The sequence below is a fragment of the Actinosynnema sp. NPDC091369 genome (assembly GCF_044757065.1).
Lineage (GTDB): Bacteria > Actinomycetota > Actinomycetes > Mycobacteriales > Pseudonocardiaceae > Actinosynnema.
Genome location: NZ_JBIVUG010000005.1, coordinates 40,374 through 57,179 on the forward strand (window position 1 = coordinate 40,374; position 16,806 = coordinate 57,179).

A 16,806-nucleotide genomic window follows, 5' to 3' on the forward strand; every position below is an offset into this window, starting at 1 on the left:
GGTCCTCCTGGTCAGATCCGGCCGACGCCGACACCGGCGGGGACGGTGGTGGGCAGCGTGGACGGGTTGTCGGGGGTGTAGGAGTAGTAGGTGCGCGGCTCCACGACCGTGCCGAGGGTCTGCGGCGCGCCGGAGTTGACGTAGACGTTGTTGCGCTCCACCACCCGGCCGGGTCCGCTCTCGTCGTAGCCGGAGTAGATCGGGTGCGGCACGTTCTCGAAGTAGTTGGCCTCGACCAGCACGCCCGCGTTCTCCGTGGACGCGACGCCGTACAGCCGGTTGTCGCGGAAGTAGTTGTTGTAGACGTGGATCGGCTCGCCGAACCGGACGCGCGGGTGGCGCTGGTCGGTGCCGTTGAAGTAGTTGTGGTGGAACGTGACGCGCAGCTTGCCGGTGTCCTGTCCCGCGTTGGAGTCGGAGTGCCCGAGCAGCGCGGTCTTGCTGTGGTCGTGGAAGTTGTTCCACGACACGGTGATGAAGTCCGCGCCCCGGACGATGTCGATCAGGCCGTCCGCGCCGCCGCTGAGGTCGCAGTGGTCGATCCAGATGTGGTGCGAGGACTGCTGGATGCTGATCGCGTCGTCGTCCGCCCCGGTGAACTTCAGGTTGCGGATGATCACGTTCTGCCGGCGGTACATGTCCAGGCCGCCACCGCGGATCTCCGCGCCGGGCAGGCCGATCACGGTCTTGTTCGAGCGCAGGCCCTGCTTGCTGCTGAACGTCATGATCCCGTCGACCTGGATCACGTACGCCTCGTTGCGGTCGCAGTAGTCCAGGAACGTCTCGGTGTCCCGCACGGTGACCACGGGTCCGCCGACGCCGCCGGTGGTGCCGTTCTGGCCCAGGGTGTTCGTGCCGGCGAACCCGTCGGCGGTCTGGAACGGCGCCGCCCACACCGGGTTGGTGGTGACGGGGCTGTGGTGGGCGGTGCCCGCGGAGGCGGCGCGCGCGGTGACGGCGGTGAGGGCCGTCGCGGCCGCGCCGGCGAGGAGGCTGCGCCTGCTGATGTCGCTCATCGGTCCGGATGCTCCTGTCAGATGCGACCGGTGCCCGCGCCGGCGGGCACGATCGTGGGGACGTCGGCGGCGCGGTCGAGGGAGTAGCTGTAGTAGGTGCGCGGCTCGACCACGGAACCGCGGACCTCGATCGCGTGGTTGCACTCGACCAGGATGTTGTCGCGGGCGACCATGCGGCCCAGGTCGCCGCTGAAGTCGACCCGGCCGGGGTTGTTCACGCTGAAGAAGTAGTTGCCCTCCAGCACGACGCCCGCGTTCATCGCCGAGGCGACGCCGTAGCTGTTGTCGCGGTAGTAGTTGTTGTAGACGTGCACCGACTCGCCGAACCGGACGCGCGGGTTGCGCTGGTCGGAGCCGTCGAAGTAGTTGTGGTGGTACGTGACCCGCAAGCGGCCGATGTCCTGTGCGCCGTTGTCGTCGTCGTGGCCGAGCAGCAACGTCTTGTCGTGGTCGTGGAACCTGTTCCACGAGACGGTGACGAAATCGCTGCCGCGTTTGATGTCCACCGCGCCGTCGTCACCGTTGGAGAAGTCGTTGTGGTCGATCCAGATGTGGTGGCTGAACATCTGCACGTTGATCAGGTCGTCCGTCGCCCCGGTCAGCGCCAGGTTGCGGATGATGATGTTGTGCACGGCATCGGCCGGGGGAGAGGTGACGTCGTCGTCCACCGGCACGCCGATGTTCAGCCCGCCGCCGACGAGCCGGGCGTCGGTGCCCAGACCGGTGATCGTCTTGTCGGAGGCGACGTCGTGCATGCCGTCCGACGAACCGGTCGGCAGTGTGATCGTGCCCTTGACCTGCACGACCAGTGGTTCCGGCTGGGAGATGTAGTTCAAGAACTGGGCGGTGGTGGTGGCGGTGACGACGGCGCCGCCCGCGCCGCCGGTCGTGCCGTTCTGTCCCAGTGCGTTCACCGAGGCGAACCCGTCCGCGGTGGTCGCCGCCGACGCCGGTGCGGCGCCGGGCAGGACGACCGTGGTCGTGGCGAGTGCGGCGGCGGCCACGACGACCTTCAGCAGGGCGCGCCGGTTCCCGGAAGATGCGGGCATGGCGATTTCCTCTCCCGTATGAGGGGTGAGTGCAGGGGTTATCGGGAAAGCGCTCTCTGATCGCACCGTAGCGCATGTTTCCGGCGTGTCAACGGCCCATGGCGGCCCGAAGGCGAGGTTCACATATGTGGCCGGACTATTCGACGGGCTGGTTCACATATGTGTCACCGAACGCCCATTCCGGCTAACCGGGAATGCTCCGCGCGGCTATTCTCGCCCGCCGCGCGCGAAGGCGGTGCTGGTCTGGAACCGCCGACCGCGCCCCGCCGGGTTCGTCCCGGAGAGTCGCGGTGGCACGGGTTCCAGCGGTGCCCCCACCAGGAGTCGAACCTGGGACCTCGCCGTTCGTAGCGGCGCGCTCTGTCCTGCTGAGCTATGAGGGCCTCGGGTCACCGGGCCGTGAAATGGTTCCGCGGTCCTGTGCTCTTCCTTTTCCGGTGTGGCCGGAAAAGGAAAAGCCGCCCTGGTCGGTTCCCCGACGGGCGGCTCCCGGCACCGGACCTTTCAACAGGTCACGGCGGGGAGCACGGGCCGCCCGATCGGCGTCGACGCGTGTTCGGCATGTCCGCTCCTCGGCTCGGTGTGCGCACATCGTGCCGACCGGGCCGCGGCACCGTCAAACCATTTCCGCGGCATTGTGGCGAAACCGGTGGCGGGTGGCGCGGCGAGTGACCAGAATCCCGCCGTGACCACCGCGCGAAGCTTGCTCAAGGACCTCGACCCGCTGCCGCACGGCGCGCGTCAGCGGCTCCTCGCCCGCACCGCCCGCGAGCTGACCGGCTCCCCGGCGTTGGACGCGCTGCTGGCCGACCTGGACCAGCGGGGCGTGTTCGAGCGGCGGCTGGCGTTGCACCTCGCGCACGTGGCGGGCCACCGCGACCACGTCGCGCGCTGCCTGTCGGCCCGCGAGACGGTGGTGGTGCGCCAGGCCATCGGTGTGGCCATCCGGCTGGACCTGCCCGCCGAGGTGTTCCTGGACCGGCTGCCGCACCTGCCGTCCGCGCTGCGCCAGACCCTCTACACCGCCGTGCGGCGCCACCAGCGCCGAGCGCTGGCCGAGCGGCTGCTGCCGGTCGTGCGCGGGACGTTCGGCGACCACGAGGCCGCCGGCCTGCTGCCGGTGTGCTCGTCGGCGGTGGTCGCGGCGGCGTTGCCGGACCTGGAGCACGCGGTGACCAACTGGACGTCGCTGGGCCGTCGCCACCCGGCCGTGCTGCTCGACTTCGTGACCGCCGAGCTGGACGCCACCGCGCCGGTCGGCCGGCCTGCGGTGTGGCACCGGTTCGGCGCGGCCGTCGTCGGAGCCGCGCCGGCCGAGCCGGACCGCGCGCTCGACCTGCTGGCCCGGGTGCTTCCGCACGCGCCGCTGCCGTGGCAGCTCGACGGGGCGATCGGCGGCCTCGCCCGGCACGCGCCCACGCGCGTGGCCCGCCTGCTGGCCGACCCGCGCCGCACCGGCCGCCTGCCGCGGCGGCGGTCCCTGTGGCGCGCCCTGGCCGGGACCGGCGATGAGGAGCTGATCGCCCTGGCCCGCCTGCTCGACGGTCCGGACCTGGCGCGGTTCCTGCACGCCATCGCGCCGTCCCGGCGGGCGGCGGTGTTCACCGGAGCGTTCGGCGACCGGTCGGACGCGCCGCTGGTCGCGGTGGACGAGCTGCCCGTGTCGGCACGGCCCGCGGTCGCGCGGCGGTTGCTGGCGTCGCGCCAGGTCGCCGACGACCCGGCCCGCCGCCTGGCCGTCACCGCGCGCCTGGACTGGGCCGACGCCCGTGACCCGCTGCTCGCCGCGACCCGTCGCGCCACCGCAGACGAGCGCGCCGAGGCGTACCCGCTGTACCTGGCCGCGGCCGCCGCCACGCGCGATCCCGAGGTGGTCGGCGGTGTGATCGCGGGCCTGACCAGGCTCGCCAACGAGCAGGACCCGGTGCGGTCGGTCGCGCTGGCCGCGCTCGCCGCGATCCCGGCGTGGCTGTTCCGCCCGGCCGAGGCCGACGCGCTGACCAGGCTGATGGCCGACGCGGCCCAGGCCCGCGACTGCTCCTGGCAGACCAAGAACGCGGTCCGCGCCCTGGCCGACGCGCTCATCCGCGAAGGTGCGGTGTCCCGTCGCCCGGAACTGGTCGAGACAGGTCTGGCGGGGCTGGGGCACCTGGGTGGCTCGGTGCCGTGGATCAACCTCCACGGCTTGGACCGGGCGCTGCCCAGGGGCGCCGAGCACCAGGTGTTCGAGGCGCTGCGACCCCGGCTGACCGCGGACGCCCGGCGCGGCCGGTTCGAGGTGCTGCTCGCTCTCGCGTCGGGCCTGGGTCGACGGGCGTGGCACGTCCCCGCGTTGCAGGACCTGGTGGACCAGGCCCGGTCGGCGAAGGACGACGGCGTCGTGCGGCGCGCGGTGGAGCTGTGGCTGGCACCCCCGCGGCACCGCGACGAACGGGTGGAGCGCGTGTTCCGCGACGACCCGTCCACCATCACGGTGCACGCCGTGCTCCAGGCGATCGGGACGCGTCGCACCGACCTGCTGGACCGGGTGATCGGCCGCCCGGTGCACGGCCGGTTCCTGCGGCGCGGCGTGCGGTACGTGCCGCCGTTCCGGCAGTGCTTCGACCGGTGGCTGCCGCGTCAGGTCGAGGCGTACGCCGCCGAGCTGGCCGCGCTCGGCGCGTCCCGCCGCGCCAACCCGTTCGAACGCGCGTCGGCGGTGCGGTCGCTCGGGTGGGTGCCGGGCGCGGTCGACCGGGTGCGGGGGTTCCTCGCCGACGACGCGGTGCAGGTGGCGGAGGCGGCGCTGGCCGCGCTGGCGTGGACCGACGAGCCCGCCGACGTGGTGCCCGACCTGCTGGCGCACGTCGACACCGACCGGGCGCGGGTCGCCGTGTACGCGGTGACCCGGTGCGCCCGGTTCACCGCGCCCGAACGGCTCGGCGCGCTGCTCGCCCCCGTCCTGGCGGGGGCGAAGGTGACCTCGCGCAAGGAAGCCGCGCGGCTGATGGCGCAGCACCGCACGCCGGGTGCGGCGGAGGCGTTGGCGCGGGCGTGGGAGGACGCGCACCGCGACGTGCGCCGTGCCCTGGTGTCGGCGACGCGCTGGTTCCTGGACGACGAGGCCGCGTGGGAGCTGCTGGCCCGTGCCGTCGCCGACGAGCACGCCGTGGCGGGCGCGGTGGTCCAGTGGCCCGACGTGGTGCCCCGGCGGCACCGGGCGCGGTACGCGGAGCTGGTGCGCGTGCTCGCGGACTCGGCCGACCAGGACACGGCCCGGCTCGGGCTGGGCGCGTTGCCGCACTGGACGCGCTGGTCGCCGGGCGGCACGGACCTGCTGGTCGGCCGGGTGACCGACCTCGCCGACACGGCGACGTGGCGGCCCGCGCTGACCGCGTTGGTCGAGCTGTCCGCCGCGACGGCGGACGTGACGCCCCTGCGTGCCGCCGTCGGCTCCCTGCTCGCCGCGGACGGCGCGTTCGACGCGGAGGAGGACCGCGACCTGCCCGCTCGGCAGCGGATCGCGGCACTCGTGTGCCGGTTGGCCGACACGCGTGACTCGGACCGGTCGCGCGCGGCGGCACGGGCGCTGGTCGGGGACCTGGCCGAGGCCGGCTACCGCTCGTGGGCGGTGAGGCTGGCGGTGGTCGCCGTGCCGTGGGAGGAGCCGGGCGCGGAACTCGACGGGCTGCGCGAGGTCGCCCGGCTGGCGGTGGGCCCGGCGTCGACGTGGCGTGCGGCCGAGGAGGTGGCGGGCGTCCTCCCGGCCGTCGTGCGGCGCGTGTCCCGGCCACGGCTGCTCGACGTCGCCGCGGCACTGGTGGCCGAGGGCGCGGCGGTGTTGGCGCTGGCGGTCGTGACCGCCGCCGGCCGGGACGCCGGGTGGCCCGAGCCGTGGCGCGAGCTGCTGCGCGGCCTGCGCCGGCACGGGGACCCGGACGTGCGCGAGGCCGCGTCGGAGGTGTTCACCAGCCAGGAGTGAACCCGGACGCCGCATTGCGGGCGCGGGCGCGGGGTCGTTGAATCGGGTCCGCGACCCGCCGAACCCAGGAGCCACCGATGACCGAGCTGGTGCTGGACCCGAAGACGACCGCGCTGGTGCTGATCGAGTACCAGAACGACTTCACCAGCGAGGGCGGCGTGCTGCACGGCGCGGTCAGCGGGGTGATGGGCACGACCGGCATGCTGCCCAAGACCGTGGCGCTGGTGGAGGCGGCACGGGCGGCCGGGGTGACGGTGATGCACGCGCCCATCACGTTCGTCGAGGGCTACCACGAGCTCTCGTCCCACCCGTACGGCATCCTCAAGGGCGTCGTCGACGGCAAGGCGTTCGTCAAGGGCAGCTGGGGCGCGGCGATCGTGGACGACCTCGCGCCCCGGGACGGCGACATCGTGGTGGAGGGCAAGCGGGGGCTGGACACGTTCGCCAGCACGAACCTCGACTTCATCCTCCGCAGCAAGGGCATCACCACCATCGTGCTCGGTGGGTTCCTGACCAACTGCTGCGTCGAGTCGACCATGCGCACCGGCTACGAGAACGGCTACAAGGTCGTCACCCTCACCGACTGCGTCGCCGCCACGTCGCAGGAGGAGCACGACAACGCGTTGCGCTTCGACTTCCCGATGTTCTCGGTGCCGGTCACCGCCGACGACGTGATCGCCGCCCTGTCCTGACCCGCCGGCCGAAAAATCCGGCGACATCGGCGATCACCCCCCGCCAGGATGGCCGGTGTGGAAGAGGTCGAGGTCGTCGTCGCCCACAGCCAGCGGGCGACGCTGCGGGTCGGTGACGTGTTCCTGAAGGTCGACGTCGATCCGGCGCACGCCGATGTCGAGGTGCGGGCGATGGCCATGGCGCCGGTGCCGACCCCGGCGGTCCTGTGGCACGAGCCGCCCGCGCTCGCGATCGCCGCCGTGCCCGGCAAGGCGCTCGGCGTCCTCGGCGAACCGTCACCCGCGTCGTCGGCGGCGTGGGCCGCGGCGGGTGCGGCCATCCGCAGGCTGCACGACGCGCCGTTGCCGCCCTGGCCGGGGCCCAGGCCGGAGGACCTGGCGGCGGAACTCGACCGCGAGTGCGCGTGGCTGCTCGCCAACGGCGTCCTGCCCGCCGAGGTGGTGCGGCGCAACCGCGAGATCGCCGAGGCGGCGCTCCGGCCGTGGGAACCGGCGTTCATCCACGGCGACCTCCAGATCACCCACGTGTTCGTGGACGGCGACGAGGTCACCGGCATCATCGACTGGTCCGAGGCCGCAGCCGGTGACGCCCTGTTCGACCTCGCCATCCTGACGCTCGGGCACGAGGAACGCCTGGACGACCTGCTGGCCGGCTACGGCCCCGGCGTCGATCGGGAGGTGATCCGCGGCTGGTGGTCGCTGCGCAGCCTGACGGCGTCGCGCTGGCTGATCGAGCACGGCTTCGACCCGGACGCGCCGGGGTGCGAGTTCGACGTGCTGAGGTCCCGGATGCGGGAGCTCTAGCGGCGCGGCTGGAAGTAGCGCTCGGCGATGTGCTCGCCGACGGCCCGACCCAGGGCGGTGCCGTCGACGTCGGCGGAGCGGAAGTGGATGCCTGCCCAGATCCGCGCGCCGACCACCTCGGCCGTCGCGTCCGAGAAGCGGTCGAAGTGCCGGGTGGTGCCGCTGTCGACGCTGAACGCGCTGAAGGGGACGTCGTCGCGGCCGAAGAAGTGGGCGTACGCCGTCATCTGCGCCGCGGTGCGGCAGGTGTGGCCGGACGGGTAGTCGGGGTTCGGCGGGGTGGTCACCAGCGGCGTCCAACCGGGGTCGGCGGTGGTCGCGGCGTTGCCGTCGGTGTCGGCCGACCGGATCGCCGTGATCGGCCGCCAGAAGTGCCAGAACTCCTTGTCGTTGGCGCAGGCGATCGCGCCGTCCGTGCCCGTGAAGTCGGCGAGCGCGTAGAACCGCGCGGTCTCCAGCACGTCGAGTTGCTGGGTGACGGCCAGGTCCCGCTTCATCCCCCAGCTGACGGAACGCCGGTCGTGCCACCAGAGCGCCGCGTCGGTCTGGTCCGCGGTGCGGGCGGTGCTGGTGGCCGAGCCGAGCCGCTTGACCTCGTCGAGATCGCGGGTGTAGGCGTCGCTCGTGACGGCGGGCGGCCCGGGGGTGCGGAACATCGTCGCGTCCGGGACGGCGAACGGCGTGAGGAAGCCGACCCAGGCGCCGGTGTTGGCGAAGTCCGGCGGGGTGGGGCGGTACCGGCCGGGCTCGGTGCCGACCGTCCAGGGCCGCGGGTCGAACGCGCCGTCGTGCTGCCGTGCCGCGACCATCGCGGCGGCGGCCTGCGCGCCGACCCGCACCCCGCCGCGCTCGGCCGGTCCGTCCGGGATGCGGGCCAGCCAGTCCAGGTACTGCGCGCGCAGCCGGTCCCGCTGCTCCGGGAAGATGGCCTCCAGCACCCGGTAGGCGGCCGTGCCGACGGCGGCGTCGGTGGACTCGTGGCCGTTGGTGCGCGGTGCGACGAGGTAGGGCCGGTACGGCGTGCCCTCGATGGCGTTCACCGCGTCGTAGACCGCGCCGCTGACCATCGCGAACCCGCGTCCGGCGACCTGCGGCGGCGACTGGTGGGCGACGTCCCAGATGGCGGTCTGCGCGTTGAGGTCCCAGACGACGACCGCGTTGGGCGCGGGCTCCCCGGACGCCTGCGGGCCGAACGTGAGCGGCGCGGTCAGCGCGAGAGCGGTGAGCACCACCGCGCGGCGTGTCCTGATCATCGTCAACCCCAGGGCTATCCGGATCGTGTCGACACCGCTACGCAACGTATCGCCGTGCGTTCGTCCGGCGCAATAGCCCCTCCAGCGCGAAGATCAGCCCCAGTGCGGGTCGGCGCCGCGGGTCAGGCGGGCCAGGTCGCCGAAGCCGGCCGGGGACGGGCGGATGAAGCCGGCCCTCGCCGCGACGCCCGCCGCCTCGCCTCGCGACCGGCAGTCGAGCTTGGTGAGCAGGCGTTCGACGTAGGTCTCCACCGTGCGGCGGCTGACGACCAGCGCCTCGGCGATGGCCTGGTTGCTCAGGCCCGCCACCAGGCCGGTGGCGATGTCCAGCTCTCGGGCGGTGAGGCCGGGGGTGTTCTCGAACGCCGTGCAGGCCGCGATCACGCCACCACCACGCGGGTCGTCCGCGACGCGCACCAACCGCACGCGGTGCCAACCGTCCTTGGCCGGCCACAGGAACGGCACGGTGCGCACGCCCAGCGCCGCGAATCGCTCCGCCAGCGCCCGCAGCCCGGGGTCGTGCGCGAGCGGCGCGGGGGAACGACCCGTCACCGGCGCCGGAACCGGCAGCACCCAGCTCGCCGTCCACTCGGGACCGAACCACGCGTCCAGCCTGGGGTGGTGCAGCGGGTCGACGCGGCGGGCCAGGAACGTGCCCACCTCGGCGACGAACCGGCGGGTCTCCTCGTCGAACGCCGAGCGCTCCGGCGCGTTGAGGTGCAGCACCCCGACCACCTGCCGGGGCCCCAGCTTGAGCGTCGCCGACAGGCCGTCCTCGAACCCGGCGGGCCGCAGCTGCTCCTGGTAGTGCGGCGAGTCGCGGAAGTTGTGCGGCATGTCGTCCATCAGCAGCGGCACGGGCGAGTCGAACAGCTGGCCGCCCCACTTCGTCCTGGGCAGCTCGTGCGCCAGCTCGTGGCTGATGGCCCGGTGGTAGCCGTGCTCGCCCAGGATCACGAACCGCCGCGCCACCGGGTCCCAGCCGGTCACCTGGACCGCGCACATCAGCGGCACGGCCTGGCGCAGGCCGGCGAAGACCTCGTCCCACTCGACGTCCGCCGCGCTGCCGAGTGCGGCGCCGATGCGCATCGCCGAGGCCACCCTGGTGGTGTCCATCGCGCCTCCTCGGTGAGCGGGGCCAGCGGCGTAGGCGGACAACCTACGCGGACCGCGTGGTCTGGACAACCGCACCGGCCGACACCGTGCGCCGCAGGTCGACGAGGGTTCCTCGGCTGTCGGCCGCATCCGGATGACAGCTCTGGCCACCGCCGTCGGCAGGCGGGACGATGGGCGTGCCGGACGGGTCGGACCGGCGGGGAGGTGGGGGCCGGTGAGAGCGTGCGTGGTCGGGGCGGGTCCCGCCGGGATCGTGGCCGCCAAGGTGCTGCGGGAGCACGGCTTCGACGTCACGGTCTTCGACAAGTACCGCCGGGTCGGCGGCATCTGGTCGCCCGGCGGCTGTTACGACGGGTTGGCCAACCAGGCCGCTCGCCACCTCTTCGAGTTCGCCGACCTGCCCAACCGCCTGCACTTCGCCGGCGCCGTCGACACCCAGCGGTACCTGGAGCGCTACGCCGGGACCTTCGGCGTGCTGGAGTGCCTGCGACCGGGCACCGAGGTGGTCGCCGTGCGGCCGGTGGAAGGACCCGGCGCGGTGGGCGCGCACGGCTGGACGGTCGACTCCCGGCCCGCCGACGACGCGTCCGCGCCGGTCCGCCGCGACACGTTCGACCACGTAGTCGTCGCCAGCGGGGCCCACCACCACGTGCGCGTGCCGGACCTGCCCGGTCGCGACTCGTTCGCCGGGACCGTGCTGCACTCCAACGACGTGCGGTCCGGGACGTTCACCGGCCGGCGCGTGGTCGTGGTGGGTGGTGGCAAGTCGGCATTGGACCTGGCGACGCGCGCCGCGCACGAGGCGGCCTCGGCGACCCTGGTGCAGCGCAAGGTGAACTGGATGATCCCCGAGCGGTTCGTGCTCGGCACGGTCGGCTACAAGTGGATCCTGTTCACCCGGCTCGGAGAGGCGCTGCTGCCCCGTTACCACGACCCGGCGTGCGTCCGCCCGATCGACCGGATCGACGACCGGGTCAAGCGGGTGCTGTGGTGGCTCATCACCCGCGACATGCTGTTCTCCGCCGGGTTCTACCGGCTGCCCAAGCGCCTGCGGCCCTCGCTGCCCATGCCGTTTCACCTGGTCCACGCCGGCGTGATGCCGCGCGGTTACGTGCGGGCGCTGCGCCGCGGTCTGCTCAAAGCCGAGGTGGGTGCCGTCGAGGCGTTCACGCGGGACGGGTTGCGCCTGGCCACCGGCCGGCAGGTGGCGGCGGACGTGATCGTGTTCGCCACCGGTCACGACCGGGTCTTCCCGTTCCTGGACCTGCCGGTGCACGACCGGGCCGGACGGCTGCGGCTGTACCGGGGGATCGTGCCACCCGGTGTCGACCGGCTGGGGTTCGTCGGCTTCCGCCAGGTCTTCAACAACCCGCTGGGCATGGAACTCACCGCGTACTGGCTGGTCCGCCACTTCCTGGGGGCGCTGCGCGTCACCTCGGACGAGCGGGAGGTGGTGCGGGCCGTCGACGCCCGCCTGGACTGGCAGGAACGGGCGCTCCCGGGCTCCGGCGGTTACGACTTCGGCCCCTACGACCTCCACTGCGCCGACGAGCTGATGCACGACATGGGGCTGCCCTCCCTCCGGACCGGCAACCCGCTCACCGAGTACCTGCTGCCCGGCGGCGTCGCCCACCGATATCGGGACCTGCCGCGCGCGGCACCGGCGACCGGCGTGCCGCCGGGATCGCGCTAGTTCCCGCTCGGGTCGACCCGGCTCGCGCCGAACAGCACCGTCGCGGTCGCGCCGCCGGAGCCGCCGGTCACCAGCGCGACCGGCCCATCACACCGCCTCCGCGACGACCAGGCGCGGGCTGCCCGGCAGGGGACGGGTCTCCAGCACGTTCCAGCCGGTGTCGGCCAGCCACCCGTGCACCTCGCCCTCCGGGTAGACCACCGTCCCGTCGATCACCAGGTACTCGCCCGCCAGCACCGGGCCGAGCCGCCGCGCGTCCTCGGCCAACAGCAGGAAGTCCAGCACCAGCAGCCGCCCGCCCCGGTCGACGACCTCCCGCGCCACGCGCATGATCGCCTTGTTGCGCTCGGGGGCGAACCGGTGGATCACGTGCTCCAGCAGCACCGCGTCGTAGTGGCCGGGCACCGGGCCGGTGAGCGGGTCGGCCTCGTGGAAAGCGATCCGGTCGGCCACCGCCGCGGGCGTCGAGCCGCGTGCCACGTCCAGGAACTCGCGGGTGCCGACGAACGCCCCGGTCAGCTTCGGGTGCCGAGCCGCGGCCTCGGCCAGGAACGCGGTCGACAACCCGCCCAGGTCCAGCACGTGCCGGTGCGGCCGGAAGTCGTAGTGCTCGGCGAGCATCACCGCGTGCAGCGGGTTGCAGGTCTGCACCCCGTTCATGAACACCCCCATGCGGTTCTCGTGCGGCTCGATCGGTCCGGACTCGGCGGTGCGCATCGACTGCGCGTAGCGGTAGCGGCCGTCGGCGTGCTCCAGCAGCCCCAGGCCCACCATCGAGTCGGCCAGGACGCGTGCCGAGCGCTCCGGCAGCTCGGCGCGTTCGGCCAGTTCGAGCACGGTCGCCGGGCCGAGGTCGAGCGCCGCGAACACGCCCAGCTCGCTCGCCGCGAACAACTGCTCGGCGGCCACCGGCGGCGTCGGGTAGGTCATCAGGTGCCTCCTAGCCCTGAGCGGCGCGTCGAAGTCCCGCAGCACGGCCGCACGCCGACTCCCGGCTGTGCTCGGCGATGAACGCCAGGACCCGCCGCCACGCGTCGGCCGCGTTGTCGGCCTGGTCGGGCAGCGCGCCGTCGAAGAACGAGTGCGGCGCTCCCTCGTAGAGCCGGAACTCGTGCGGCACGCCCGCCTCGGCGAGTTCCCGGTCGAAGTCGAGGGTGTCCTCGACCGGGGTGAGCTGGTCCGCGCCCGCCGCGAGCACCAGCACCGGACGCGTCATCCGCGGCACCAGGTCCCGGCACTCGGCGGGCCGGCCGCAGAAGCCGATCGCGCCGGCCAGGCGCGGTTCGAGGGCGGCCTGGCCCCACGAGATCGCGCCGCCCAGGTAGAACCCGACGGTGAACGCGGCCGTGACGCCCAGGGACAGCAGGTGGTCCACGGCGGCCCGGACGTCCAGCAGCGTGAGGTCCCGGTCGAGCCGGGCCACGTGCGCGAACCCGTCGAAGCCCGGCCCGCGGTCGTCGTCGGCGACTCGCCTGTAGTAGTCGAGCACCACGGCCGCCACACCGGCCTCGGCGAACCCGCGCGCCAGGTCGCGGTAGAACTCGTCCGCGCCGCGCGCGTCCGGCAGCACCACGACCCCGGCGCCGGTCGGGTGGTCGGGCACCGCCCGGTAGGCGAGGACGTCCGCGCCGTCGCCGGAGGTGAGCCGCAGCGGCCCGGCCGAGGCGACCGCGCCGGCCACGGCACCGTAGGCCGGACCGGGCGGCGCGGGTGGGCGCGAGTCATCGGCGTGACACATGGGTGTTCCTCTCGAAGGTGTCAGGCGACGGAGTCCCAGCCGTCGCCGTGCCGGCCAGGCCCTGGACCACGCCGAACGCGACACCGCACGGTCCTGCTCGACCGAAACGTCCTCAAGGGACAACGCACTCACGGTCCACCGTCCTGTCAGCACTGGCGGGGTGGTCGGCACAGCGTGGTCCGAACGGGGTGGTCGGCCGGTCCGTAGAAATACCGAATTGCCCGGCGAATCACCGACAGGAAAGAACGCTGACCAGCTAAAAGGCAGGCCCTCGCGGGCATTGCAGCCGACGCTCTCGGGTCGGGTGATGGAGATCGGTTCGAGCCGGTGTACGTGCCGTGCGCGCACGTGGTGATCGAGGCGCAACCCCACCAGCGGGTGGTGATCGTGGCCGCCGAGGTGATGCCGATGGGGTGAGTGGATCTCATCCTTCCGATATCTCGACCATGGTCGGGGTGCCGCCTAGGTTCGTCGCATGGCTTACGGCAAGGCACTGCGCGAGGCCGTCGCGGCTCCCGGGACGACGCCGCTGATCGGCGTGTTCGACATGCTGTCGGCGTCGATCGCGGCCCGGCACTACGACGGGTTGTTCGTCTCCGGGTTCGGCTTCTCCGCCTCGCACTACGGCCTGCCCGACGTCGGGTTCATCGCCTGGCCGGACGTGGTCGCGTTCGTGCAGCGGCTGCGGTTGGCGCTGCCCCGGCAGCACCTGCTCGTCGACATCGACGACGGGTACACCGACCCCGAGGTGGCCTGCCAGGTGGTGCGCGCCCTGGAGCAGGTCGGCGCGTCCGGCGTGATGCTGGAGGACCAGCAGCGGCCCCGCCGGTGCGGGCACGTCGAGGGCAAGCGGGTGCTGCCGCTGGAGCAGTACCTGGAGAAGCTCGACCTGGTGCTGCGGACCAGGACCGACCTGGTCGTGGTGGCGCGCACCGACGCCACCGACGAGGACGAGATGCTGCGCCGGGCCTCCGCGTTCGCCGGGACCGACGCCGACGTGGTGCTGGTCGAGGGCATGCCGTCGGTCGACGTGATCCGCCGGGTCCGCCGGGTCGTGGGGGACAAGGCGCTGCTGTTCAACCAGATCGCGGGCGGCAAGTCGCCGAAGCTGTCGCTGCGCGAGCTGACGGGGTTGGGCGTCGACGTGGCCATCTACAGCACGCCGTGCCTGTTCGCCGCGCACTCGGCCATCGAGGACGCCATGGTCCGGCTCAAGGCGGCGGACGGCGTGCTGCCGGACGACTCGATCGACGTCGCCGAGTCGCAGGCCCTGCTGCGGGACAACATCAGCCGCCACCACGACGTGCCCGCGCCGCGCGCGTCCCAGCCGGTCGGGATCCGCTGAGGTCGGGATCCGCTGAGGTCAGCCCGGGTCGCCGCGCCGCTTGCGGTGCACCACCCAGGCGAAGTCCACCACCAGCGCGACCACGACCACGCCGAGCAGCACCGCGAGCCACGCCAGGCCCGCGCGGACGCACAGCACGGCGGCCACCCCGTTGAAGACGACGCCGAACCCGGCCAGCCACAGCCGCAGGGTCAACGCGCTGCGCGGCGGGGCGGGTGGCGGCAGGTCGTCGTCCGGGTGGCCGGCGCCGGTCACGTCCGCCACTCCTCCTGCCAGCCGTGGTGGGTGTCGTAGGCCGAGGCGATCAGCTGGAGCACGGTCCGGTCGGCGCCGCCCGCGACCTCCCGGCGCAGCCACTCCGCCTTCTCCGCGAACGGCGCGGGCGCGCGGTGGTCCTGGGCCTGCGTGTCGTGCGGCACGAGCAGCAGCTCCAAGCCGTCGTCGGACCGCAGGATGCGGAACCGGCCCCGGCTCTCGGCCTCGTCCAGCAGCGGCAGCTCCTCGCGGGCCAGCCGCTCCTCGTCCTCGGCCAGCCGGTCCAGCACGAACCGGCGCAGGTCCTCATCGGTCAATCGGGTCGGCTCCACATCCATGACCAAGGGGTATCCACAACCGCCCCGGCCACACGTCGTGGGCGTGCGGGTGCACGGATCGGCGGGTAGGAAGAGGTGGTGACCAGCGCGGACGAGCCGGACCCGAGGCGGTGGAAGGCGTTCACGGTCACGCTCGTCGCCGGGTTCATGAGCCTGCTCGACGTGAGCATCGTGTCCGTCGCCCTCCCGTCCATCCAGCACGGCCTCGGCACCACGCCCGCGGGCGTGCAGTGGGTCGTCTCGGGCTACGCGCTGGCGTTCGGCCTGGCCCTGGTGCCCGCCGGGCGACTGGGTGACGCGATCGGTCGGCGGACCATGTTCCTGGCCGCGCTGGGCGGGTTCGTGGTGTTCAGCGCGTTGGCCGGGATCGCGCCGACCACGGAGGCGCTGATCGCGGCGCGCCTGGCCCAGGGCGTCTCGGCGGGCGCGCTCGCGCCGCAGAACTCGGCGCTGATCCAGCAGCTGTTCCGGGGTGCGGAACGCGGCCGGGCGTTCGGGTTCTTCGGCTCCACGGTCGGCATCTCCACGGCCGTCGGGCCGGTGGCCGGCGGCGTCATCCTGGCCGTCGCGGGCGAGGACGACGGGTGGCGCTGGATCTTCTACGTCAACGTGCCGATCGGCGTGCTCGCCCTGGTGCTGGCCGCCCGCCTGCTGCCCCGCGCCCGCGGCGGCCCGCGCGGCCACCTGGACCTGGTCGGAGCGGCCCTGCTCGGCACCGGCGTGCTGGCCGTGATGCTGCCGCTGGTGCTGGCCGAGGCGGGCGGGCTGACGCGGCTGTGGTGGCTGTTCGGGCTCGGCGCGGCGCTGCTGGTGCTGTTCGTGCGGTGGGAACGGCGGGTCGCCGCGCGCGGGCGCAGCCCGTTGCTGGCCATCGCCCTGTTCACCGGCACGCCCGGCTACGGCACGGGCGCGTTGCTCGGGACGGTCTACTTCGTCGGGTTCGCGGGCATCTGGCTGGTGTTCGCGCTGTACTTCCAGACCGGGCTCGGCTACACGCCGTTGCAGTCGGGGCTGGCCGTGACGCCGTTCGCGGTCGGGTCGGCGGCGTCCGCGGTGATCGGCGGGCGGCTGGTGGAGAAGTGGGGCCGCAAGCTGACCGTGACCGGGTTGACGCTGGTGGTTGCCGGTCTCGCGGTCGCGACGGTGGTGCTGCGGTTCGCGCCGCCGCACGTGGCCGGGTGGGCCGTCGCACCCGCGTTGCTGGTGGCGGGCGTCGGCGGCGGGTGGGTGATCGCGCCGAACACCACGCTGACGCTGCGGCACGTGCCGGTGGCGATGGCCGGTGCGGCTGGCGGGGCGTTGCAGACGGGGCAGCGCATCGGCTCGGCGATCGGCACGGCGGCGTTGACCGGCGTGTTCTACCTCGTGCTGAGCTCGACCGGGCGGGACTTCCCGGTGGCGGTGTCGGTCGCGCTGGCCGGCGCGGTGGTGGCCGTGTCGCTGGCGCTGGTGGTGGCGGTCGTGGAGCTGCGCGCCCGGCCGCGCTGCCCGGCCGCGGTGGAGGGCGCGGAGCAGGCGATCCCGGACGCGCCGTGAGCCGCGCCGG

At 73.5% G+C, this 16,806-nt stretch carries 14 protein-coding genes and 1 tRNA gene; 6 read left to right on the forward strand and 9 right to left on the reverse strand.

Annotated features, from left to right (window positions below; translation table 11 throughout):
* Positions 1 to 11: 11 nt before the first annotated feature.
* From ACIQMJ_RS20130 to ACIQMJ_RS20140, 3 genes are all read right to left on the reverse strand, one after another.
* A complete protein-coding gene (locus tag ACIQMJ_RS20130; protein ID WP_499762513.1) occupies positions 12 to 1,016 on the reverse strand; it encodes a pectate lyase family protein in 1,005 nt (334 codons plus the stop codon).
* A 17-nt stretch (positions 1,017 to 1,033) separates the two neighbouring features.
* A complete protein-coding gene (locus ACIQMJ_RS20135; RefSeq protein WP_499762514.1) occupies positions 1,034 to 2,065 on the reverse strand; it encodes a pectate lyase family protein in 1,032 nt (343 codons plus the stop codon).
* 309 nt (positions 2,066 to 2,374) lie between these two features.
* A tRNA-Arg gene (locus ACIQMJ_RS20140) sits at positions 2,375 to 2,448 on the reverse strand.
* A 302-nt stretch (positions 2,449 to 2,750) separates the two neighbouring features.
* Between ACIQMJ_RS20140 and ACIQMJ_RS20145 the strand changes: the two genes are divergently transcribed.
* The 3 genes from ACIQMJ_RS20145 to ACIQMJ_RS20155 all read left to right on the forward strand — a co-directional run bounded on the left by ACIQMJ_RS20145 (position 2,751) and on the right by ACIQMJ_RS20155 (position 7,522).
* Positions 2,751 to 6,026 carry a hypothetical protein gene (locus ACIQMJ_RS20145; RefSeq protein WP_499762515.1) on the forward strand — a complete coding sequence of 1,092 codons (3,276 nt, stop codon included), beginning with the start codon at positions 2,751 to 2,753 and terminating at the stop codon, positions 6,024 to 6,026.
* Positions 6,027 to 6,103: 77 nt separating this feature from the next.
* A complete protein-coding gene (locus tag ACIQMJ_RS20150) occupies positions 6,104 to 6,718 on the forward strand; it encodes a cysteine hydrolase family protein (protein ID WP_499762516.1) in 615 nt (204 codons plus the stop codon).
* Positions 6,719 to 6,766: 48 nt separating this feature from the next.
* A complete protein-coding gene (locus ACIQMJ_RS20155; protein WP_499762517.1) occupies positions 6,767 to 7,522 on the forward strand; it encodes a phosphotransferase family protein in 756 nt (251 codons plus the stop codon).
* Here ACIQMJ_RS20155 and ACIQMJ_RS20160 read toward each other — a convergent pair.
* A complete protein-coding gene (locus tag ACIQMJ_RS20160) occupies positions 7,519 to 8,775 on the reverse strand; it encodes a vanadium-dependent haloperoxidase (protein WP_499762518.1) in 1,257 nt (418 codons plus the stop codon). The two genes, ACIQMJ_RS20155 and ACIQMJ_RS20160, sit on opposite strands and share 4 nt — an antisense overlap.
* Positions 8,776 to 8,868: 93 nt before the next feature.
* Positions 8,869 to 9,891 (reverse strand): helix-turn-helix transcriptional regulator, encoded by a 1,023-nt coding sequence (locus ACIQMJ_RS20165; protein WP_499762519.1) that lies wholly within the window; start codon positions 9,889 to 9,891, stop codon positions 8,869 to 8,871.
* Between the two features lie 214 nt (positions 9,892 to 10,105).
* Here ACIQMJ_RS20165 and ACIQMJ_RS20170 point away from each other — a divergent pair, with 214 nt between their 5' ends.
* Complete coding sequence (locus ACIQMJ_RS20170) at positions 10,106 to 11,584, forward strand: flavin-containing monooxygenase (RefSeq protein WP_499762520.1); 1,479 nt, start codon at positions 10,106 to 10,108, stop codon at positions 11,582 to 11,584.
* A gap of 87 nt (positions 11,585 to 11,671) precedes the next feature.
* On the opposite strand, the gene ACIQMJ_RS20175 is transcribed toward ACIQMJ_RS20170, so the two are convergent.
* Complete coding sequence (locus ACIQMJ_RS20175) at positions 11,672 to 12,514, reverse strand: methyltransferase (RefSeq protein ID WP_499762521.1); 843 nt, start codon at positions 12,512 to 12,514, stop codon at positions 11,672 to 11,674.
* 10 nt (positions 12,515 to 12,524) lie between these two features.
* Positions 12,525 to 13,322 carry a dienelactone hydrolase family protein gene (locus ACIQMJ_RS20180; RefSeq protein ID WP_499762522.1) on the reverse strand — a complete coding sequence of 266 codons (798 nt, stop codon included), beginning with the start codon at positions 13,320 to 13,322 and terminating at the stop codon, positions 12,525 to 12,527.
* A gap of 475 nt (positions 13,323 to 13,797) precedes the next feature.
* On the opposite strand from ACIQMJ_RS20180, the gene ACIQMJ_RS20185 reads away from it, so the two are divergent.
* Positions 13,798 to 14,667: an isocitrate lyase/PEP mutase family protein gene (locus tag ACIQMJ_RS20185; protein WP_499762523.1), complete on the forward strand. Its 870-nt coding sequence runs from the start codon at positions 13,798 to 13,800 to the stop codon at positions 14,665 to 14,667.
* An 18-nt stretch (positions 14,668 to 14,685) separates the two neighbouring features.
* Here ACIQMJ_RS20185 and ACIQMJ_RS20190 read toward each other — a convergent pair whose 3' ends face one another.
* Both ACIQMJ_RS20190 and ACIQMJ_RS20195 read right to left on the reverse strand, forming a co-directional pair.
* The gene (locus tag ACIQMJ_RS20190; protein WP_499762524.1) at positions 14,686 to 14,922 is read right to left on the reverse strand and encodes a DUF6343 family protein; all 237 of its coding nucleotides are present in this window, start codon (positions 14,920 to 14,922) and stop codon (positions 14,686 to 14,688) included.
* Entirely contained in the window at positions 14,919 to 15,260 is a 342-nt protein-coding gene (locus ACIQMJ_RS20195; protein ID WP_499762525.1) for a hypothetical protein, read from the reverse strand. The genes ACIQMJ_RS20190 and ACIQMJ_RS20195 overlap by 4 nt, the downstream gene beginning before the upstream one ends.
* Before the next feature lie 78 nt (positions 15,261 to 15,338).
* Between ACIQMJ_RS20195 and ACIQMJ_RS20200 the strand changes: the two genes are divergently transcribed.
* Positions 15,339 to 16,796, forward strand: coding sequence for an MFS transporter (locus tag ACIQMJ_RS20200; protein WP_499762526.1), 1,458 nt, complete (start codon positions 15,339 to 15,341; stop codon positions 16,794 to 16,796).
* Positions 16,797 to 16,806: the final 10 nt, after the last annotated feature.